General features: G+C 63.9%; 20 protein-coding genes. 6 read left to right on the top strand and 14 right to left on the bottom strand.

Annotation, left to right across the window (positions count from 1 at the left end; translation table 11 throughout):
* Positions 1 to 99 precede the first annotated feature (99 nt).
* Positions 100 to 1,287: an acetyl-CoA C-acyltransferase gene (locus tag HELO_RS06235; protein WP_013331896.1), complete on the top strand. Its 1,188-nt coding sequence runs from the start codon at positions 100 to 102 to the stop codon at positions 1,285 to 1,287.
* 23 nt (positions 1,288 to 1,310) lie between these two features.
* Here the strand turns inward: HELO_RS06235 and HELO_RS06230 are convergent, their stop codons facing one another.
* Together HELO_RS06230 and HELO_RS06225 are read right to left on the bottom strand one after the other, a co-directional pair.
* A complete protein-coding gene (locus HELO_RS06230; protein ID WP_013331895.1) occupies positions 1,311 to 2,114 on the bottom strand; it encodes an ABC transporter permease in 804 nt (267 codons plus the stop codon).
* A complete protein-coding gene (locus HELO_RS06225; protein WP_109637355.1) occupies positions 2,105 to 2,725 on the bottom strand; it encodes an ABC transporter ATP-binding protein in 621 nt (206 codons plus the stop codon). Before HELO_RS06225 ends, HELO_RS06230 begins: the two co-directional genes overlap by 10 nt.
* 255 nt (positions 2,726 to 2,980) lie before the next feature.
* Here HELO_RS06225 and phnD point away from each other — a divergent pair, with 255 nt between their 5' ends.
* The 4 genes from phnD (at position 2,981) to phnE (HELO_RS06205) (ending at position 6,492) form a co-directional block, all read left to right on the top strand.
* Positions 2,981 to 3,943 (top strand): phosphate/phosphite/phosphonate ABC transporter substrate-binding protein, encoded by a 963-nt coding sequence (gene phnD / locus HELO_RS06220; protein ID WP_013331893.1) that lies wholly within the window; start codon positions 2,981 to 2,983, stop codon positions 3,941 to 3,943.
* Positions 3,944 to 4,019: 76 nt separating this feature from the next.
* Positions 4,020 to 4,856, top strand: coding sequence for a phosphonate ABC transporter ATP-binding protein (phnC, locus tag HELO_RS06215; RefSeq protein ID WP_013331892.1), 837 nt, complete (start codon positions 4,020 to 4,022; stop codon positions 4,854 to 4,856).
* A complete protein-coding gene (phnE, locus tag HELO_RS06210; protein ID WP_013331891.1) occupies positions 4,853 to 5,662 on the top strand; it encodes a phosphonate ABC transporter, permease protein PhnE in 810 nt (269 codons plus the stop codon). Before phnC ends, phnE (HELO_RS06210) begins: the two co-directional genes overlap by 4 nt.
* The gene (gene phnE, locus HELO_RS06205) at positions 5,659 to 6,492 is read left to right on the top strand and encodes a phosphonate ABC transporter, permease protein PhnE (protein WP_013331890.1); all 834 of its coding nucleotides are present in this window, start codon (positions 5,659 to 5,661) and stop codon (positions 6,490 to 6,492) included. Before phnE (HELO_RS06210) ends, phnE (HELO_RS06205) begins: the two co-directional genes overlap by 4 nt.
* 33 nt (positions 6,493 to 6,525) lie before the next feature.
* On the opposite strand, the gene HELO_RS06200 is transcribed toward phnE (HELO_RS06205), so the two are convergent.
* The 9 genes from HELO_RS06200 to HELO_RS06160 form a co-directional block, all read right to left on the bottom strand.
* Positions 6,526 to 6,885: a metalloregulator ArsR/SmtB family transcription factor gene (locus HELO_RS06200; RefSeq protein WP_013331889.1), complete on the bottom strand. Its 360-nt coding sequence runs from the start codon at positions 6,883 to 6,885 to the stop codon at positions 6,526 to 6,528.
* 18 nt (positions 6,886 to 6,903) lie between these two features.
* On the bottom strand, positions 6,904 to 8,133 hold the full coding sequence (arsJ, locus tag HELO_RS06195) for an organoarsenical effux MFS transporter ArsJ (protein WP_013331888.1): 1,230 nt from the start codon (positions 8,131 to 8,133) through the stop codon (positions 6,904 to 6,906).
* Positions 8,126 to 9,157 carry an ArsJ-associated glyceraldehyde-3-phosphate dehydrogenase gene (locus tag HELO_RS06190; RefSeq protein WP_013331887.1) on the bottom strand — a complete coding sequence of 344 codons (1,032 nt, stop codon included), beginning with the start codon at positions 9,155 to 9,157 and terminating at the stop codon, positions 8,126 to 8,128. Before HELO_RS06190 ends, arsJ begins: the two co-directional genes overlap by 8 nt.
* Before the next feature lie 38 nt (positions 9,158 to 9,195).
* On the bottom strand, positions 9,196 to 9,618 hold the full coding sequence (locus HELO_RS06185) for an arsenate reductase ArsC (RefSeq protein WP_013331886.1): 423 nt from the start codon (positions 9,616 to 9,618) through the stop codon (positions 9,196 to 9,198).
* A gap of 364 nt (positions 9,619 to 9,982) precedes the next feature.
* A complete protein-coding gene (gene pstB / locus HELO_RS06180; RefSeq protein WP_225884393.1) occupies positions 9,983 to 10,792 on the bottom strand; it encodes a phosphate ABC transporter ATP-binding protein PstB in 810 nt (269 codons plus the stop codon).
* Positions 10,793 to 10,857: 65 nt separating this feature from the next.
* Positions 10,858 to 12,024 carry a phosphate ABC transporter permease PstA gene (pstA, locus tag HELO_RS06175; RefSeq protein ID WP_013331884.1) on the bottom strand — a complete coding sequence of 389 codons (1,167 nt, stop codon included), beginning with the start codon at positions 12,022 to 12,024 and terminating at the stop codon, positions 10,858 to 10,860.
* 18 nt (positions 12,025 to 12,042) lie between these two features.
* Positions 12,043 to 13,299, bottom strand: coding sequence for a phosphate ABC transporter permease subunit PstC (pstC, locus tag HELO_RS06170; protein ID WP_013331883.1), 1,257 nt, complete (start codon positions 13,297 to 13,299; stop codon positions 12,043 to 12,045).
* A gap of 100 nt (positions 13,300 to 13,399) precedes the next feature.
* Positions 13,400 to 14,425, bottom strand: a complete 1,026-nt coding sequence (locus HELO_RS06165) for a PstS family phosphate ABC transporter substrate-binding protein (RefSeq protein ID WP_013331882.1) — start codon at positions 14,423 to 14,425, stop codon at positions 13,400 to 13,402.
* A gap of 118 nt (positions 14,426 to 14,543) precedes the next feature.
* Entirely contained in the window at positions 14,544 to 15,749 is a 1,206-nt protein-coding gene (locus tag HELO_RS06160; RefSeq protein WP_013331881.1) for a multidrug effflux MFS transporter, read from the bottom strand.
* A 162-nt stretch (positions 15,750 to 15,911) separates the two neighbouring features.
* On the opposite strand from HELO_RS06160, the gene tal reads away from it, so the two are divergent.
* Positions 15,912 to 16,850 (top strand): transaldolase, encoded by a 939-nt coding sequence (gene tal, locus HELO_RS06155; RefSeq protein WP_013331880.1) that lies wholly within the window; start codon positions 15,912 to 15,914, stop codon positions 16,848 to 16,850.
* Positions 16,851 to 16,923: 73 nt separating this feature from the next.
* Here the strand turns inward: tal and HELO_RS06150 are convergent, their stop codons facing one another.
* The 3 genes from HELO_RS06150 to HELO_RS06140 are packed head-to-tail and all read right to left on the bottom strand — an operon-like array spanning position 16,924 to position 19,405.
* Entirely contained in the window at positions 16,924 to 17,433 is a 510-nt protein-coding gene (locus HELO_RS06150; RefSeq protein ID WP_013331879.1) for an STAS domain-containing protein, read from the bottom strand.
* Positions 17,420 to 18,613, bottom strand: a complete 1,194-nt coding sequence (locus HELO_RS06145) for a PP2C family protein-serine/threonine phosphatase (protein ID WP_013331878.1) — start codon at positions 18,611 to 18,613, stop codon at positions 17,420 to 17,422. The genes HELO_RS06150 and HELO_RS06145 overlap by 14 nt, the downstream gene beginning before the upstream one ends.
* Before the next feature lie 12 nt (positions 18,614 to 18,625).
* The gene (locus tag HELO_RS06140; RefSeq protein ID WP_041601961.1) at positions 18,626 to 19,405 is read right to left on the bottom strand and encodes an MlaA family lipoprotein; all 780 of its coding nucleotides are present in this window, start codon (positions 19,403 to 19,405) and stop codon (positions 18,626 to 18,628) included.
* Between the last annotated feature and the right edge of the window lie 44 nt (positions 19,406 to 19,449).

Raw genomic sequence — 19,449 nt, 5'->3', positions numbered from 1 at the left:
CTTGGTTGACCCTGAGAAGATCATAGCCCCGCCGACGGGTCAACGCCGTTGACCAAGGCGCCCTCACAATCACAACCATCACTGATCGGGAGATACCTCATGAGCCACGCCGACGATATCGTATTCCTCTCCGCGACCCGCACGCCCATGGGCGGGATGCTCGGCAGCCTCGCGTCGCTCAGCGCACCGCAGCTCGCCGCCACCGCCATTCGTGCCGCCATCGAACGCGCCGGCATCGAGGCCTCCGCCATCGACGAGGGCATCCTGGGCTGTGTGCTGCCCGCCGGCGTCAAGCAAGGGCCGGCCCGGCAGGCCATGCGTCAGGCCGACATTCCCGACACCATCGGCGCCACCACCATCAACAAGCTGTGCGGCTCGGGCATGAAGGCCACCATGCTGGCCCATGACCTGATCCGCGCCGGCAGTGGCGAGATCCTGCTCGCCGGCGGCATGGAATCCATGTCCAACGCCCCGCATGTGCTGACCCGGGCGCGCACCGGCTACCGCCTGGGGCACGGCGAGTTGAAGGACCACATGTTCCTCGATGGCCTGGAAGACGCCGAGACCGGTCAGTTGATGGGCGGCTTCGCCCAGCAGATCGCCAGCGAGCGCGGCTATTCCCGCGAGCGGCTCGATGACTTCGCCATTGCCTCGCTGGAACGCGCCATGCAGGCCACCGAGGCCGGCCACCTGGATGCCGAGATGGCGCCGGTCACGGTCAAGGATCGCAAGGGCGAGACCCGGGTCGAGCACGACGAGCAGCCCTTTCAGGCCCGGCTCGACAAGATTCGCGAACTGCGCCCGGCGTTCGCCAAGGACGGCACCATCACGGCGGCCAACTCGAGCTCGATCTCCGACGGCGCCTCGGCGCTGATCCTGGCCAGCCAGGCGGCGGCGGACCGGGTCGGCGTCAAGCCCATCGCCCGCATGCTGGGCCACAGCACCCATTCGCGCCATCCGAGCGAGTTCACCATCGCCCCGGTGGGCGCCATCGACAAGCTGATGAAAAAACTCGATTGGGGCGTCGACGACGTGGACCTGTTCGAGATCAACGAAGCCTTCGCCGTGGTCACCCTGATGGCCATGGACGACCTGAGCCTGCCCCATGACAAGGTCAACGTCTTCGGCGGTGCCTGCGCCCAGGGCCACCCCATCGGCTCCACCGGCTCGCGGATCATCGCCACCCTGATCCACGCCCTGCGCACCAAGGGCGGCAAGCGCGGCATCGCCAGCCTGTGCATCGGCGGCGGTGAAGCCACCGCCGTGGCCGTGGAACTGATCGACTGAGGCGCTTCGTCCGCCGCCCCTTGCTAATGGCGAGGGGCGGCCAGGCGCTCCAGCCGCAACCGCTGGCGATCGTCGAACAATCGCCGGCTCCCCGCTGCCACCGCCACCAGGGTGCCGAAGCCGGTGCCCAGGGTCAGGGTGAACATCACCAGGATCTGATACTTGACCGCCAGTGCCGGCGGGCTGCCGGCCAGAATCTGGCCGGTCATCATGCCCGGCAGGCTGACCACGCCGGCGGCGGCCATGGCGTTGATGGTGGGCATCAGGCCGCTGCGCATCGCTTCGCGGCGGATATCGCCGACCGCCTCCTGCCAGCGCTGCCCGAGCATCAGGCGATTCTCGATCACCGCCCGCTGGCGCCAGGCCGTGTCGGTCAAGCGATCCAGCGCCAGGGCCACACCGGTCATGGTATTGCCGAGCATCATGCCCAGCAGCGGAATGGCGTACTGCGGCCGGTACCAGGGATCCGGCCCGATGATCACGGTCAGGGTCAGCACGGCCACGCTGAACGAGGACACGAACATCGCCAGCGTGCCGATGCCGAACGCCCAGCCGCCTACCAGGCGACGCTTCTGGCGTGCCATCACCTCGCGCCCGGCAATCAGCAGCATGCCGAACGCCATCAGCGTCACCCAATGCAATGCCGATGCCGCGAAAAGCGCCTCCAGCACCAGCCCTACCAGAGATAACTGAATCACGGTGCGCACAGCGGCGATCAGCAGGCTTCTGGCCATGCCGAGCCGCGCGACGACCGTGCACCCCGCCAGCGCCACTACCAGCAGTGCCGCCAGGGCCAATTGCCACCAGGTGAGCACGATCACGTCCATGCGCTCGCCTCCTCCTCTGCCACCAGTTGCCCATCGCGGATGCACCAGTGACGATCCGCCACCCGAGCGATCTGGCCCGTGTCGTGGGCCACCCAGAGCGTCGGCCAGCCTCGAGCACGAATACGCTCGACCAGCCAGGCTTCCACGCGCCGGATCGTGGCCTCGTCGAGATTGGCGGTGGGTTCGTCGAGCAGCAAGGCCTCAGGCTCACGGGCGACCGCGCGCAATAGCGCCAGACGCTGCTTCTCCCCGGAAGAAAGCCGCGACACCTGCCAGTCGAGCACGTCCGGGGTAAAGCCCAGCGTCTCCAGATCGGCCGGGGCGACCCTCGGCAGATGATCGCCGACACGATCGGCCCACCAATGACTCTCCGCCGGCACCAGCATCACCCGGGCCCGCCATTCATGAGCCGGGGTCATCGACTGCGCCCGTTCGTCCAGCCACGCTTCCCCTGCGTGAGGATCGAGGTCCGCCAGGGCACGCAACAGCCGGCTCTTTCCCGAACCGCTGGCCCCCGAGAGGCAAAGAATCTCGCCGGGCGAGAGGTTCAGATCGACGTCGCTTAGTTCACCTACGGCGAAGCGCTCGAGACTCAGCGAATGAGGGCACACAAGTGATGGCTCCTGAGCGGGGTCAACATATCAAGAAAACACGATAATGCCTCACTATCCGGCTCTCTGGACAGCACCGCCGGAAAGCCGAACACCCATTCGGGTCTCGATGACGGTAATCCCTCGACTCTCTCTGTGGCTCTCTCTTCGCGGTCATCGAACCTTCATCGACACGACATCTTCTCGACCCGCCGTTGTCACGGTGACTGAACAGCCTATTGCCCGTGCTTCCTTTTCCCGACACAGGTGATTTCCATGCAGCCACTGACCCGCTCCATGATGACCGGTGCCATCGCCCTCGCCGCCTTGACCGCCGGCCAGGCCCAGGCCGAATTCCAGCTCAGCGAGCGATTCACCGACGCCGACGGTGATCTGGTGGCCGACATCCCCGAAGACGAGTCCCAGTGGCTCGACCCGGATACCCTGATATTCGCCTATACACCGGTCGAGGATCCCGCCGTCTATGCCGAGGTGTGGGCCGGTTTCCTGAAGCACATGGAAGAGGTCACCGGCAAGAAGGTGCAATTCTTCCCGGTGCAGTCCAACGCCGCCCAGATCGAGGCGATGCGTGCCGGACGTCTCCACGTGGCCGGTTTCAACACCGGCTCCAATCCGCTGGCCGTGGCCTGTGCCGGCTTTCGCCCCTTCGCCATGATGGCCGCCGAGGATGGCTCCTTCGGTTACGAGATGGAGATCATCACCCATCCGGAATCCGGCATCGACGAGGTGGAAGACATTCGCGGCAAGACCCTGACGCACACCTCCGAAACCTCCAACTCCGGCTTCAAGGCCCCCACTGCCCTGATGGCCTCCGAGTTCGGCATGACTTCCGGCGAGGACTACGAGGTCGATTTCTCCGGCAAGCACGACAACTCGGTGCTCGGCGTGGCCAACCAGGACTACGCGGTGGCCACCGTCGCCAATTCGGTGAAGAACCGCATGATCGACCGGGGCGTCGTCGACGCCGATCAACTCGAAGTGCTCTACCAGTCCGACACCTTCCCCACCACCGGCTATGGCGCCGTCTACAACCTGGCCCCCGAGCTGCAGGAAGCGATCAAGGAAGCCTTCTTCAGCTTCGACTGGGAGGGCAGTGAGCTGGCCGAGGAATTCGGCCGCAGCGGAGATGAACAGTTCATCCCCATCAGCTTCAAGGAACACTGGTCGGTGATCCGCCAGATCGACGACGCCAACGGCGTCGAATACAACTGCAGCTGAGCCTTTCCGGCCATTCGGCCGGACCATGGATGCGGACGGCCTGCCGTCCGCATTTGCGTATTGAAGAGGATGCCGTGTGCTGAGCATCGACCGTCTTTCCAAGACTTATGGCGCCCAGAGCGGCGCCTCAGGCGACACCGCCCTGCGCAACGTGACCTTCCAGGTGCCGCAAGGCCAGGTGATGGGGCTGATCGGCCCTTCCGGGGCCGGCAAGTCCACCCTGATCCGCTGCATCAACCGCCTGGTGGAACCCTCATCCGGGACGATCAGGTTGGGCGAGAGCGACCTGGCCGCCATGCGCGGCCGCGACTTGCGCCGGGCGCGGCGGCGGATCGGCATGATCTTCCAGGAATATGCCCTGGTGGAGCGTCTCACCGTGATGGAGAACGTGCTCTCCGGCCGGCTGGGCTATGTGCCCTTCTGGCGCAGCTTTACCCGGCGATTTCCGGGCCACGACATCGAGAACGCCTACCGCCTGCTGGACCGGGTCGGCCTGCTCGACCACGCCGACAAGCGCGCCGATGCCCTTTCCGGCGGTCAGCGACAACGCGTGGGCATTGCCCGCGCCCTGGCCCAGGAGCCGGAACTGCTGCTGGTGGATGAACCCACGGCCAGCCTCGATCCCCGGACCAGCCGACAGATCATGCGCCTGATCAGCGAGATTTGCCGGGAGCGCGAATTGCCGGCCATCGTCAATATCCACGACGTTCCCCTGGCACAGCAGTTCATGCACCGCATCGTCGGATTGCGTAGCGGCGAGATGGTCTTCGATGGCTCGCCCGACGATCTCGACGACGCCATGCTCACCGAAATCTATGGCGCCGAAGACTGGACCGCCATGCGCCAGGAACACGAGGACGACACAGCCGCCGGACAGGCCGCCCGGCTGCAACTGGCGGGAGGCGCCGGATGAATCACGCCCGGCAGTACCCGCGCCACTGGCGACGCCCGCCGCAGATCATCACCGACCACCGTTGGCGACGCATCCTGCCGCTCGCGATTCTTGCCTATCTGATACTGGCAATGGGTTCGCTGGAGATCGACGGCGCTCGCCTGATCGAGGGCCTGGAACGCGGGGCACGCTTCGCTCATGGCTTTCTGCAACCTGACTTCACCAGTCGCTGGGGCGACATCCGCCAGGGCCTGATCGAAAGCCTGACCATGACACTCACCGCCACCGTGGTAGGCATTCTGGTCTCGGTGCCCATCGGCATCGGCGCGGCGCGCAACCTGGTGCCGCGCCCCATCTATCTGGTGTGCCGTTCGATCATCGCGGTGAGTCGTTCGCTGCAGGAGATCATCATCGCCATCTTCCTGGTGGCCATGTTCGGTTTCGGCCCCTTCGCCGGCTTCGTCACCCTGGCCTTCGCCTCCATCGGCTTTCTCGCCAAGCTGCTCGCCGATGACATCGAGGAAATCGATGCCAGCCAGGCCGAGGCCATACGCGCCACCGGCGCCAGTTGGTGGCAAGTGATCCACTATGCCGTACAGCCCCAGGTGATGCCGCGCCTGCTCGGCCTGTCGCTGTATCGGCTGGACATCAATTTCCGCGAGAGCGCGGTGATCGGGATCGTCGGCGCCGGCGGCATCGGTGCCACGCTCAACACCGCCATCGACCGCTACGAGTACGACAGCGCCGGGGCCATCCTGCTGATCGTCATCGCCATCGTCATGCTGGCGGAATACGCATCCAGCTATCTGAGGAAAACCCTGCAATGAGCAAGCTCGACCCCGGGGCCGGCGAGCCGGCCCACTACTCGCAGGTCTGGACCTTCCGCACGCCCCGCGCCAGGCTGGCGCTATGGTTCGGGTGGCTGGCCCTGGTCGCCCTGTTCGTGTGGTGCTGGCAGTTGATGAACGAAGGCACGATGTGGATGTTCGTCGCCGACGCTCCACGCCAGGCCGCCGACATCGGCAGCCGGCTGTTCCCGCCGAAACTGGGCTACTTGCCCGAATTGCTGGCCCCGTTATGGGATACGCTCAACATCGCGACCCTGGGCACCCTGGGCGGCGTCATCATGGCAGTGCCGGTGGCCTTTCTGGCGGCGCGCAACACCACACCCTCGGCCACGCTGGTGCGGCCCGTGGCTCTGCTGGTGATCGTGGCCTCGCGCTCGATCAACTCGCTGATCTGGGCCCTGCTGCTGGTGGCGATCATCGGTCCGGGACTGCTGGCCGGCATCGTCGCCATCGCCCTGCGTTCCATCGGCTTCGTCGGCAAGCTGTTGTACGAAGCCATCGAAGAAACCGACGCACACCAGATCGAGGCCGTGACCGCTACCGGCGCCCGCTCCTCCCAGGTGATCCATTACGGCATCGTTCCCCAGGTACTACCCGCCTTCTGGGGCATTTCGGTGTTCCGTTGGGACATCAACATCCGCGAAAGCACCATCCTCGGCCTGGTGGGCGCAGGCGGTATCGGCATGAAGCTGCAGTCCTCCATCGATACCCTGGCCTGGTCCCAGGTGGCGACCATCCTGATCGTCATACTGGCGACGGTGGTGGTCAGCGAGACGATCTCGGCACGGATGCGCCAGGCCCTGATCTGACGCAACGCATCGGGCCGGCGAATCCGACAAGCTTCAGCACAAGGCGGCGCGGCGCTCAGGACGCTTGCCCATGTGAGCGAGCCGCGCCTGGAGCGCCGCAAGGCGTTCCTCCGTTCCTCTCGCCCCGGCCGCCAGTATGTCCGCTGCCCAGCCGGGCAGGTCAGGCGAGATGCCGTAATAGACCCATTGCCCCTCGCGTCGATCCGCCAGCAACCCGCACTGGCGCAACTGGGCCAGATGACGCGATACCTTGGGCTGCGACAGCTCCAGGGCATGAGTCAACTCGCAGACACACAATTCTCCCTCGCCCTGGATGAGTAACATCAGCATCAGCCGGGTCTCGTCGGCCAGGCACTTGAAGACGTGCAGAGGTTCCAGTGTTTTCAAGAGCATCGCCCTCCTCGATGGCTTTCAACCGGCCTGCTGCTGGCGCGGCAAGGCCAGGGCCATCAAGGCGCTGGCCGCCACCAGAGCCGCCGATACCCACAGGCAGACGGAAAGGCCATGCACCTGATACAGCCAGCCGGACAGCACCGTTCCCGCGAGCCGCCCCATGGCGTTGGCCATGTAGTAGAAGCCCACGTCCATGGAGACGCCGTCGGAACGGGCGAAATGCACGATGAGATAGCTGTGCCAGCTGGAGTTGATGGCGAACAGCACGCCGAAGGCCAACAGGCCCGTCACCAGCCAGCCCACCTCGGCCAGCGGCAACAGGGCCAGCAATGCCGGCAGCCCGGCCAGCGCAAGGGCCCAGAACGCCGTGACGAAACGCGGGCCGCCCTTGATCAGACCGGTGAGTCGCGGAGCCTGGGTCTGCACGCCGCCATAGCCGATCACCCAGATGGCCAACAGGCCGCCTACCGTCCAGTGGCTCCAGCCATGCTGGTCATACAGGAACACCGGCAACGCCACCACGAACCACACGTCCCGGGCCGCGAAAAGACAGAATCGCGCCGCCGAGAGTACATTGATGGCCCGCGACTTGGAGAACACCTCGGTGAATTTCGGCTTGTGCTTGCCGCGGCCCAGATCGGCCTTGAGTCTGACCAGCGACAACCCCAGCACGACGGCCAGCATCACCGCCATGGCGATGACGGCACCGCGGAAGCCGATCCACGTCAACAGTGCCCCGCCCAGGAAGAAACCGGCGCCCTTGAGCGCGTTCTTGGAACCGGTGAGGATCGCCACCCAACGATAGAGAGCACTGCCGGCATTGGCACTGTCCTTGGGCACCAGCACCTTGACCGCGCTCTTGGCGCTCATCTTGTTGAGATCCTTGGCGATCCCCGAGAGCGCCTGGGCGGCCATCACCCAGGGCACGCTCAAGGCAGCGGACGGCACCATCAGCATGCCCAGCGCCACGATCTGCAGGCCGAGCCCGACATTCATGGTGCGATTGAGCCCCAGGCGCGCACCCAGCCAGCCCCCGACCAGGTTGGTGACTACCCCGAAGGCCTCGTAGAAGAGAAACAGCAGGGCCACTTCCAGCGGCGAATATCCCAACTGGTGAAAGTGCAGCACCACCAGCATGCGCAGGGCGCCGTCGGTCAGGGTGAAGGCCCAGTAATTGCCGGTGATCAGCAGGTATTGCCGAATCTCGAAGGGCAATGCCCTCAAACGTGCGCCGAGCGATTCAGTCACTTGCCACCTGCTCACCGCCGACCTTCAGCGCCAGCTCGGCGGTACGGTTGGCATAGCCCCACTCGTTGTCGTACCAGGCATAGAGCTTGAGCTGGGTGCCGTTCACCACCATGGTCGAGAGCGCATCGATGATCGAGCTGCGCGGATCGGTGCGATAATCGATGGACACCAGCGGGCGTTCCTCGTAGCCCAGGATACCGGTCAGCTCGCCCTCGGCGGCGGCCTTCAGGGCGGCGTTGACCTCCTCCACCGTGACCTCGCGCTCGAGCTCGAAGACCATGTCAGTCAGCGAGGCATTGGCCAGCGGTACACGTACGGCGTGGCCGTTCAGCTTGCCCTCGAGCTCCGGGAAGATCGCGGTGATCGCCTTGGCCGAACCGGTCGTGGTGGGGATCAGGCTCATGCCGCAGGCCCGCGCCCGACGCAGGTCCTTGTGGGGAGCATCGAGAATGGTCTGCGTATTGGTGATGTCGTGCACCGTGGTCATCGAGCCGTGACGGATGCCGAAGCCCTCCTGGATGACCTTGACCACCGGCGCCAGGCAATTGGTGGTGCAGCTCGCGGCGGTGACGATGCGATGCACCTCAGGGTCATAACGGTCTTCGTTGACCCCCATCACCACATTGAGCACATCATCATCCTTGAGCGGCGCGCTCACGACGACGCGCGCCACACCCTGCTCGAAATACGGCGCCAATTGCGCGCTTTTCTTGGCGGTGCCGGAGGCCTCGATCACCACGTCACAGGTCGACCAATCGCTTGCGCCATAGTCTCGCCCGCCACTGAAGGCGACGCGTCGACCATCCACGACCAGGGCATCACCCTCGGCCTGGATCCCACCACCCGGCGCCCAGTGGCCATGCACCGAGTCGAATTCCAGCAGATGGGCAAAGGTCGCGGCGTCGCCCCCCGGATCGTTGATACGGACGATCTCGGCCTCACCGGCCTCAATGCGGGGCCAGAGGCTGCGCAGGGTCAATCGACCGATGCGCCCGAAGCCATTGATACCGATGCGTAGCGTCATGGAGGTTGGTCCTCTAATGTCGTGGCGGTCGTCTCCGATCAACGCCTGTCGTCATGAGCCTTGAGTTGCAGCCACAGCGAGAGCCGCTGGCGGATCTCCTGCAGCGCCTGCTCATAGGCGTTATCGCGCTCGATGTGGCGAGGGTCGCGGATATCCCAATAGAGATGCTCATCGCGGCTGCCCTGCCAGTCGCGGCACGCTTGCTGCGCCTTGTCGCAGAGCACGATCACCGTATCGAAGTGCTGACCGGCGAAGTCATCCAGCGACTTGCTGGCCAGGCCCGAAGTTTCGATATTCTGCTTGCGCAATGCCTCGAGGGTCATTTCGTGGGGCCGGTCCGGCTCGGTACCGGCACTGAAGGCCTCGAAACGATCGCCGGCCAAGTGCCTCAGCAGGGCTTCGCCCATCAGCGAGCGGGCGGAATTGGCGTTGCACAGGAAAAGGACGCGCGGTTTGGCCATCTCGGGGCTCCAAATGATATATGGAATTTCATATATAACGCGCAGGGATGTCAATCGCATGACAGCCAGAACGATAACGGGGAAGCGATTTCTCGCCTCCCCGTTGCCGGTAGATTGGGTTGTTTCCCTTCCAGAGCCCAAAGGCGGAATCGGGCTTTGTCGGCGACAAGCCTTCGCGAGGGCGCTGTACGCCCTTCCCTGGGAGCTACTTAACTTACCCTATCTGCGCGCCGCGGCATGCTCCGCTTGCGGGGCCTGGAGTGGCCCTGCATGGCCAATCCGTTCGACGGCATGCACCTCACATGGCAAAAGACCCTCGCTGCGCCTTATCCCCGGCGCCCATTACCATCGAGAGTTCTTCTTCTCAGCCATAACGCCCGGTGATGTAATCCTCGGCCTTCTTGGTGGCCGGGTTGGAGAACATCGTCTTGGTGTCGTTGTACTCGACGATTTCGCCCAGATGGAAAAACGCCGTGTAGTCGGCCACCCGGGCGGCCTGCTGCATGTTGTGGGTCACGGTGATGATGGTGAACTGCTGCTTCAGCTTGTCCATCAGATCCTCGATGGTCGCCGTGGAGATCGGGTCCAGGGCCGACGTCGGCTCATCCATCAGGATGACATCGGGACGCACGGCGATGGCGCGGGCAATGCACAGGCGCTGCTGCTGACCGCCGGACAGCGAGGTGCCGGGCTCCTGCAGCTTGTCCTTGACCTCTTCCCAGAGACCGGCATCGCGCAGGGCGCGCTCGACCAGCTCATCGGAATCGGCCTTGCGGCTGACCAGATCGTGCATGCGCGGCGCATAGGCGACGTTTTCATAGATCGACTTGGGAAAGGGATTGGGCTTCTGGAAGACCATCCCCACCCGGCGCCGCAGTGCGACCTCGTCCATCTTGGCCTCATTGACGTCACGACCGTCCATTTCCACCAGCCCCTTGATGCGCACGCTGGGAATCAGGTCGTTCATGCGATTGAGGCAACGCAGAAAGGTCGACTTGCCGCAACCGGAAGGCCCGATCAGTGCCGTGACATTCTTCTGGTAGACATCGATATCGATATCCTTGAGCGCCTGGGTAACGCCGTACCAGAGATTGAGACCGCGCACACGAATACTCAACTCATGATTGGCGTCTTCATTGCGCGTCACAGGCTCCCCGGCGGTATGACCGGTCATGGGCGTGATACTCCGCTCGGCAACTTTAATGTTCATCATGATAGTTCCTGTGTCGTGCCGCGGGCTTACCAGCGACGTTCGAATTTCTTGCGCAGGACCACGGCGGTGGCATTCAGGGTGATCAGCACCGCCAGCAGTACGAGGATTCCGCCCGAGGTTTTCTCGATGAAGGCCCGATCCGGCTCCCCTGCCCAGGTAAAGATCTGTGCCGGCAGCACCGTGGCTGCCTCGGTGAAGGAACTGGTCACATCGGGAATGAAAGCCACCATACCGACGATGATCAGCGGTGCCGTTTCTCCCATGGCCTGAGCCAGGCCGATGATCGAACCGGTCATGATGCCCGGCAGGGCGACCGGCAGCACATGATCACGCACCATCTGCCAGCGCGAGCAGCCGACGCCGAAGGCGGCATGGCGAATGGAGTCCGGCACGCTGCGTAGTGCCGTGCGGGTGGCGATGATGATCACCGGCAACGTCATCAGCGCCAGGGTCAGGCCCCCCACGACAGGTGACGAGCGCGGCACACCGAAGAAGTTGATGAAGATCGCCAGGCCCAGCAGACCGAACAGGATCGAGGGAATCGCCGCCAGATTGTTGATATTGATCTCGATCAACTGGGTAACGCGGTTATCCGGCGCGAACTCCTCCAGATAGACCGCTGTCATCACTCCGATCGGGAAGGACACCGCCAGGGTTACCAGCAGGGTCAGCACCGTCCCCATGGCGGCGGAGGCGATACCGGCCAACTCCGGCATCTTGGAGTCGCCATTGGTGAAAAAGGTGGTGTTGAAGACGAGCTCGGCGCGCCCTTCGGACTGGAGGCGATCGATCGTCGCCTTCTCGTCCGCGTCGAGCTTGTTGTGATGCCCCTTGAGGTACTGGTCGACCTGACCATCGGCCAGCACCCATTCCATGCGCGTGGTGCCCTGGAGGTCGGGATTTTCATCCATGCGGCCCGGGATCAAGCGCAGATAGCCCCGACTGACGATCGGACGCACCTCTTCCTGGACGGCCGCCAGGGGAATCTGGCTTGCCTGCTCGCTGTACTCGACCTCGACCTGGATACGCGCCTGCTGAAAGGCCGGCAGCCCCTTGACCAGCATGTCGGCGAAGAACAGTACCAGGAACAGGCCAGCCAGCCCCAGGGCCCCCATGGAGATCCACTTCAAACGGGCGGACTTGCGGTGACGACGCCGAAGCTGGGCGCTGATCTCATCGAAGGATTGGCTCATCGGGTAAGGCTCCCAGCGTTAAAGGTTGTTGATCCGGTACTTCTCGCGGAATCGGCGAATCATGATCACCGACACCAGGTTCAGCGTCAGCGTCACCACGAACAGCACCAAGCCCAAGGCGAAGGCGGACAACGTCTCGGCACTCGCGAACTCCTGGTCACCGGTCAAGGCAGCGACGATGCGCACCGTCACCGTGGTCATGTCCTCCAGCGGATTGGCGGTCAGGTTGGGACGCATGCCCGCCGCCATCACCACGATCATGGTCTCGCCCAGCGCCCGGGACATCGCCAGCAAGGAAGCGGAGATGATGCCCGGCAAGGCCGCCGGCACCACCACATCGCGAATCGTCTCGCTCTTGGTCATGCCCAGTGCCAGCGAGCCCTGGCGCATGCTGTCGGGCACCGAGTTGATCACATCGTCGGACAGCGAGGAAATGAAGGGGATGATCATGATGCCCATGACGATGCCCGGCGCCAGGGCATTGTTGAAGGAAGCATTGAGACCGAAGAAGCCCGCCACGCTGACGATGATCGGCGCTACCGTGATGGCAGCGAAGAAGCCGTAGACCACGGTGGGAATGCCGGCCAGTACCTCGAGCACGGGCTTGGCTAACGTTCGCACCTTCTGGGGGGCGAACTCAGCCATGTAGATGGCCGCCAGCAGCCCGACGGGAATCGCCACCAGCATCGCCACCAGGGTGATCATGAAGGTACCGGCAAACAGCGGCACCGAACCAAACTGGGCAGCGCTGGCGCCCTCCTCGGAACGTCCCGCCGCTTCCAGGAAGCTGGCACCGGGGTTCCAGGTGGTCCCCGTGATGAAATCCCAGAAGCTTTGCATCTGGAAGAAACGGATCGCCTCACCGACGATCGAGATCAGGATCCCGAAGGTGGTGAAGATGGAAATCAGGGCCGCGCCGGCCAGGAAGAAGCGGATGACCCGCTCGATGGCCTGGCGGGCATGAAAATCGGGGCGCACCAGACTGATGCCGGCCAGCAGGCCGAGGCAGGCCACGACCAGGCAGCCTGCCAGCAGGTACAGGGTGGGAATCTCGGCGCCCAGCAGCAACATCACGAAGGCCCCTACCGCCCCCACCGTGATCGCCGGCCCCGCCGTGGAAAGCACGGTGAACCAGGCATATTGATCGGGCTGGGCATGCATGGACGTACCGCCAGCACGTACCCTGGCCGCCTTGGCACGCCCCAGGAAGAAGGCTATCAGACCCAGCACCAGCAAGGTGCCGCAGAAAGTGGCGAGGATTTGGTTGGTCTGCATAGGATTCTCTCGAAGGAATTCATCGGCGGCGCATCCCGCCGTAACGTGAGCCGGCCGACAGCCCTGGCTGCCGGCCGGTTCAGGGCTGGACCCTATCCACTTACTTCAGGTCAGCCAGTTCGAGCTGTTCCTTGCTCTCGACGGCGTTGCGCGCTTCCTCGCGCATATCCTGCGGGGCCGGGATCAGGCCGATGCCTTTCAGGTACCCCATGTCACCGATCATCTGCTCGCTCATGAACATGTTGGCGTATTCATACATGGGCGGAACGTTCTCGGCATGCTGGTTCTTGACGTAGAAGAACAGCGAGCGAGAAACCGGGTATTCACCGCTACCGATCGCTTCCGGAGTGGGCTTGACGCCATCGATACTGGAGCCGATCAGGGAGTCGGAGTTTTCCTCGAGGAAGGAGTAACCGAAGATACCAAAGGCATCCTTGTTCTCGGCCAGACGCTGAACGATCAGATTGTCGTTTTCGCCGGCATCGATATAGGCGCCGTCGGAGCGGATGTCGGTATAGGCCTCACCATAGGCCTCCATGTCCTCGGAAGCGGCTTCCATGACCAGCTCCTCGAAGGCATCGCGGGTACCGGAGGTGGTGGGCGGCCCATAGACGGCGATCTTGCGATCCGGCAGAGACTCGTCGATGTCGCTCCACTGGGTATAGGGATTGTCGACCAGCTCGCCATCGACCGGCACCTGGGCGGCCAGAGCCAGGAAGATCTGCTCGCGGGTCACCGGCATGGCGTCGTTTTCGCCGGACTGGGCGAAGGCGATGCCGTCGTAGCCGATGAAGGCCTCGGTGATATCGGTCACGCCGTTCTCTTCACAGCGCTCGAACTCGGAGGGTTTCATGCGACGCGAGGCGTTGGTGATGTCCGGGGTGTCATCGCCCACGCCGTTGCAGAACAGGCGCAGACCACCACCGGAACCGGTGGACTCGATGACCGGCGTCGGATACTCGGTGGTAGCACCGAACTCTTCGGCCACATAGCTCGCGAACGGATAGACGGTGCTGGAACCCACGATGCGAACTTGGTCACGGGCCTGGGCAACACCGACCACGCCCACCGCGGCGGCGGCGATGACCGTGGTCTTGAAAGTGCGGCTCTTGAGGATGCGGTTCATGGAGTAGCGCTCCTGTTCTCATGGAAGTGTTCATCCTGCGCGAGACACAAGATGCCCCACTAAAATGACAACTTCATGACAGTCGCTCGTCCGATGCAAAAACCTCGGGATTCTCCTCTCAGCCCTCCTGACGCGCAGGCGTCGATCGACCGGCATGACCGGCCAGCACCCGCAGCGCAAGATTGCCTCCCAGCGAGACACACAGCATGGTCAGCACCATTGGCCAGGCACTGTCGATCTCGAAGGCACTCACGATCACTCCGGCCAGGGCCCCGCAGGTGAACTGGATGCTCCCCAGCAGTGCCGTGGCTGTGGCACTCATGTGACTGAAGTGCTCGAGCATCGAGGAAATGGCATTGGGCGTGATCAAGCCCACCATGCCCATGAACACCATGATCAGGGGCACCACGTTGAAGAGCGAATCGAGCCCGGTGGCCACCAGCAGGATCAGGCTCAGCGCCACGACCAGTTGCACACCCATGCCCAGCCGCATGTTCTGTTGTGGCGTGCGTCGGCGCAGCAAGCGGATATTGAGGCGATTGGAGCCCGCCATGACCACCACATTGGCGCCGAAGACCACCGGATAGATCGCCGGCGAAAGACCATAGTGCGTCATGTAGAGAAACGGCGAGGCGGTGATGAAGGCGAACATGCCCGCGAAGGTCGCAGCCACCGACAGCACGTAGCCCATGGCCTCACGATGGCGCAGCACACTGGCATAGTTGCGCAGCACCTGGCGCGGCGAGGCGCTGGGGGCATCAGGCGAGCGGGTCTCCGGCAGGCGGGTGCCCATCAACCACAGCAGAAAGGCGGCATAGGCGGCCAGGAAGACGAAGATCAGCCACCAGTCGGCCAGATAAAGCAAGCCGCTGCCCACCGCTGGTGCCGCCAGGGGGGCCAGCATCATGATCATCGCCATGGTCGACATGACCTTGGCGGCTTCGCGACCGCTGAAGCAATCACGCACGATGGCCGCCGAATTGACCACGCAGGCTCCGCCACCCAACGCCTGCACGAAACGCAGGGCGAGCAGTTCGATGAGCGAATCGACCTGGGTGATCATCAGGCTGGCCAGCAGGAACACCACCAGCCCCGTCAGCAGCACCGGCCGTCGCCCGAAGCGATCGGACGTGGGCCCGCCGGTCAGTTGCCCGAGGGCAAACCCCAGCAGGAAGAGGCTGATCGACAGCTCGGTATGATGGATGCTCTCTCCCACCGCCTCGGCCAGCGCCGGCATTGCCGGCAGGTAGGCATCGATGGCGAAGGGAGCCAGAGCGGTATTGGCCGCGACCAGCAGGGCGGCACGTCTCGCATCGAGGATCAAGAAGCCTCCGTCAATCGTCCGTGACAAACCATCAATGATAACGCCAATTCAGCTTTCTTGCCGGTCACCACATCTTGCCCCGCGACCTCGGCCTGTATATTCGTTCATTCGGCCTTGTTAGAGTGAAGGATCGGTTCGAACGATCCACACAAGGGATGCCCCATGGCAGATGACCTGCTTTCACAACTCAAGACCATGACCACCGTGGTGGCCGACACCGGCGATCTCGAGGCGATTCGCCGCTTTCAGCCCACCGACGCCACCACCAACCCTTCGCTGATCCTGCAGGCCGCCCAGCAACCGGATCGCCGCGCCCGGCTGGCGGAAATCGCCCGTGGCGCCACCGACATCAACGACGCCCTGGATGCCGTGGCCGTCGAGATCGGTAGCGAAATCAGCGAACTGGTACCCGGCTACGTGTCCACCGAGGTCAGCGCCCGCCTGTCCTTCGACACCGACGCCACCCTGGCACGGGCCCGCTCGCTGATCGAGCGCTACGGCCGCCAGGGCATCGGCCCCGAGCGCATCCTGATCAAGGTCGCCGCCACCTGGGAAGGCATCGAGGCCGCCAGGGTCCTCGAACGCGAGGGTATCCATACCAACCTGACGCTGCTGTTCAGTTTCGCCCAGGCCAGGGCCTGCGCCGACGCCGGCGTCACCCTGATCTCGCCCTTCGTCGGCCGGATCCTCGACTGGCACAAGACCCGTGAGCCCGACGCCGACTTCAGCGGCGAGCGCGATCCCGGCGTGCAGTCCGTGCGGCGCATCTTCGAGCACTTCAAGGGACACGGCTACGAAACCGTGGTGATGGGGGCCAGCTTCCGCAACAGCGGTGAGATCCTGGCACTGGCCGGCTGCGACCGCCTGACCATCTCCCCCGCCCTGCTCGGCGAACTGGCCGAGACCCAGGCGCCACTACAGCGTCAGTTGACGCCGCTGGACGCCGAGACCCAGGCGCCCGAGCCCCAGGACGAAGCCGAATTCCGCTGGGCATTGAACGAGGACGCCATGGCCACCGAAAAGCTGGCCGAAGGCATCCGCAAGTTCATGGCCGACCAGCGCAAGCTGGAAACCCTGCTCGGGGAACTCCGCCAGTCATGAGATAGAGCGTCGATGCGTCCCATGGAGGCAGCGGGGCGCATCGGCCATTCCCTGGGCCGACTGCAGGGCAGCTTCAGCGGTGTTCGGAGGGAACGCCCTGCGTCTCGAGCATCTCCACCAGGGGCTGGAACTGCTCGCGATTGTGCTCGCTCATGCGCATCAGGATACGGTGGGCCTCGAGCACGCGCTGACGCGTATCCGCCTCATCGGCGGGCACCTCGGTCAGGTCATGCAACTCGTGGGGCTCGGTGATCGGCGACTCGACCAGCGTGTAGTAGCTGGCAAAGCCCATGACATCGAGCATGCGCCGCACATCGGGGTTGTCGACGACGATGGTGGGCGCCTGCTCGAGTCGCCCACGCAGCGCCATGGCGACCTTGGCCAGAAAGCCAAGGGCGGTGGAATCGACATTGGAAGCCTCGCGCAGATCGACCATGACCGCCTCGAGTCCCGGCGTATCGGCCAATTGCTGAGCCTGTTGATCAAGGGTCGCACACAGCGTCAGGCGCACATCGCCACACAGCTTGAGCACGAAGACACCAGAATCGAACGCCGCCTGAATGCGGCCTTCATGAATCATCATCGCCAAATCCGCTCAACATCATGATCGTCAGGTCGTCGGGCAGCTCGTCGTGTTCGGACGCATCCGCGGCGATATCTCCATCGTCCTCCGCCACCTTGCCCAACGCAAGCCCTTCCTTGAGTCCGTTCAGGGTCTCGTTGGCCAGTGCGCGACGCTCGAGTTCTCCCAACCTGTCGTTGAGCGTCTCGCCCGGCAGGCACTCCAGGATGCCATCGGAGCATAACCATAGCCTGAAATGTTCGGGCAGTGGACATCCCAGGCGAGGATATTCGACATCCGGGAAAAGCCCTACCGGCATGCCCTCGCCGGCCAGCAGCGAGACATCGCCACCGGCAACCAGCACGGGCATGGGAAGCTGCGCGCCGAGCGAATAGTGCAGATAGCGACGCTCACGGTCAATCACCCCGACGAACAGCGTCGCATGCTTGCCGATGCCGGTATCGAGCAACTCCCGGTTGAGCGCCGCCAGCCAGCGCGGTCCGAGAGCCTCGGGGTCGCGACCATCCCATTCATTCTGCCAGCGGTTGAACAGGTACTTGAGCAACACGGTCACGAAAGCCGACGAGGCGCCATGCCCCGAGACATCGGCGAAGTAGAACAGCGTGTAGCGGTCGTCGTAGTGCTGGAAATCCAGGAAATCCCCGGAGAGATACAAGGAAGGCGCAAGCCAGTAGTCGCAGCGGACACTGCCCGAGCGCTGCGGGCGCGGCGGCAGCAGCTTGCGCTGGATCTGCCCGCCGGCCTGCTGATCGAGCCGCAGCATGGCCAGGTGGGTCTCGAGATGCTCGTTGAGCTCGGCCAGCCGCTGTCGATCCTGCTCTCGCTCCTCGGCCAGCCGATTGATCTCGATGACCCGGCGAATCATCCGCCGCAACAGATGGCCATGCCGCAGCGGATCGACGACATAATCCACCAGGCCGGCATCCACTGCCGAAATCAATTCGTCGTTCTGTCGATCATCGCTGACCACCAGCGTCGGCAATCGCCGGCACAACTCGGGCCATTCCTCCGGCGGCACCGCACGCGAGTGCGCCACCACCAGTGCGGTCTCATCGGGCAATTGCTCGACACTCTCCACCGCAAACACCGCCAGGCCGTCCCTGGCGATGGTTTCGGCCAGGGCATCGCGCTGCTCGCCCGGCACATCGACCACTCCGATCAACTGATTGTCGCTCGGCATTCCGTCATCGCCTCATTCGGCGAAGGCATCGTCGAAGTCGGTGCCTTCCAGATCGAAACCATCGCTGGCGAAGGGGTCCTCCCCCAGTTCTCCATCGCTGACCTCGAAGCGTCGGCGCTGCAGCCAGGTGTCGCGGATGAAGCTGTAGCGATCGCCGCGGATCAGGTCTTCCTGGTCGAGCAGTCCCGCCCGGGTATCGACGAGCCGCAACCCGGTCAGCGAGTAGCGCACCGTATCGTCCTCGACATAGGTCACCGGATAGGTGTAGAAATCCACCGGCAGGCCACCGGTGTCACGCACGGTGCTCGGCCCCAGGAAGGGCAGCACCAGGTAAGGCCCGGAATCCACCCCCCAGACAGCCAGGGTCTGCCCGAAATCCTCCTCCCGGGCCGTCAGGTCCATGTGTGACGCCACATCGAAGATCCCGAGCACGCCCACGGTGGAGTTGATCAGGAAACGTCCCGTGGAGGCGCCGGCATTGGCGCCCTTGCCCTGCAACAGGCTGTTGAGCGTGGTGCGAATCTCGCCGAGGTTCGAGAAGAAATTGCCCACGCCGGTCTCCACCGGGTCCGGTGTCACGAAGTGATAACCCTGCGCTACCGGTTTCAGGGCATAGCGGTCGAGCGTGTCGTTGAAGGCGAAGACACCACGGTTAAAGCCCTCCCAGGGGTCTTCGGGATTCGCCTCGGTACCGCCCGATGTCGTGGCACAACCGGACAGCGCGGCGAGCGCCAGCCCCGCCAGCAGGACTCGCCCAAGACCCGGAACGGATTGCGTGGATGGTCGATTCATTGACTCTGCGGTCTCCCTACACATCATGTCTATATCCCTTGCAG

Source organism: Halomonas elongata DSM 2581, assembly GCF_000196875.2.
GTDB classification, from domain to species: domain Bacteria; phylum Pseudomonadota; class Gammaproteobacteria; order Pseudomonadales; family Halomonadaceae; genus Halomonas; species Halomonas elongata.
This window is presented reverse-complemented; position numbering and strand designations above follow the sequence as displayed.

Coding starts and splice junctions, on each gene's coding strand:
- HELO_RS06235 (WP_013331896.1), top strand. CDS start 100: ATGAGCCACGCCGACGATATCGTATTCCTCTCCGCGACCCGCACGCCC.
- HELO_RS06230 (WP_013331895.1), bottom strand. CDS start 2,114: ATGGACGTGATCGTGCTCACCTGGTGGCAATTGGCCCTGGCGGCACTG.
- phnD (WP_013331893.1), top strand. CDS start 2,981: ATGCAGCCACTGACCCGCTCCATGATGACCGGTGCCATCGCCCTCGCC.
- phnE (WP_013331891.1), top strand. CDS start 4,853: ATGAATCACGCCCGGCAGTACCCGCGCCACTGGCGACGCCCGCCGCAG.
- phnE (WP_013331890.1), top strand. CDS start 5,659: ATGAGCAAGCTCGACCCCGGGGCCGGCGAGCCGGCCCACTACTCGCAG.
- HELO_RS06200 (WP_013331889.1), bottom strand. CDS start 6,885: ATGCTCTTGAAAACACTGGAACCTCTGCACGTCTTCAAGTGCCTGGCC.
- HELO_RS06190 (WP_013331887.1), bottom strand. CDS start 9,157: ATGACGCTACGCATCGGTATCAATGGCTTCGGGCGCATCGGTCGATTG.
- HELO_RS06185 (WP_013331886.1), bottom strand. CDS start 9,618: ATGGCCAAACCGCGCGTCCTTTTCCTGTGCAACGCCAATTCCGCCCGC.
- pstB (WP_225884393.1), bottom strand. CDS start 10,792: ATGACCGGTCATACCGCCGGGGAGCCTGTGACGCGCAATGAAGACGCC.
- pstA (WP_013331884.1), bottom strand. CDS start 12,024: ATGAGCCAATCCTTCGATGAGATCAGCGCCCAGCTTCGGCGTCGTCAC.
- pstC (WP_013331883.1), bottom strand. CDS start 13,299: ATGCAGACCAACCAAATCCTCGCCACTTTCTGCGGCACCTTGCTGGTG.
- HELO_RS06165 (WP_013331882.1), bottom strand. CDS start 14,425: ATGAACCGCATCCTCAAGAGCCGCACTTTCAAGACCACGGTCATCGCC.
- tal (WP_013331880.1), top strand. CDS start 15,912: ATGGCAGATGACCTGCTTTCACAACTCAAGACCATGACCACCGTGGTG.
- HELO_RS06150 (WP_013331879.1), bottom strand. CDS start 17,433: ATGATGATTCATGAAGGCCGCATTCAGGCGGCGTTCGATTCTGGTGTC.
- HELO_RS06145 (WP_013331878.1), bottom strand. CDS start 18,613: ATGCCGAGCGACAATCAGTTGATCGGAGTGGTCGATGTGCCGGGCGAG.
- HELO_RS06140 (WP_041601961.1), bottom strand. CDS start 19,405: ATGAATCGACCATCCACGCAATCCGTTCCGGGTCTTGGGCGAGTCCTG.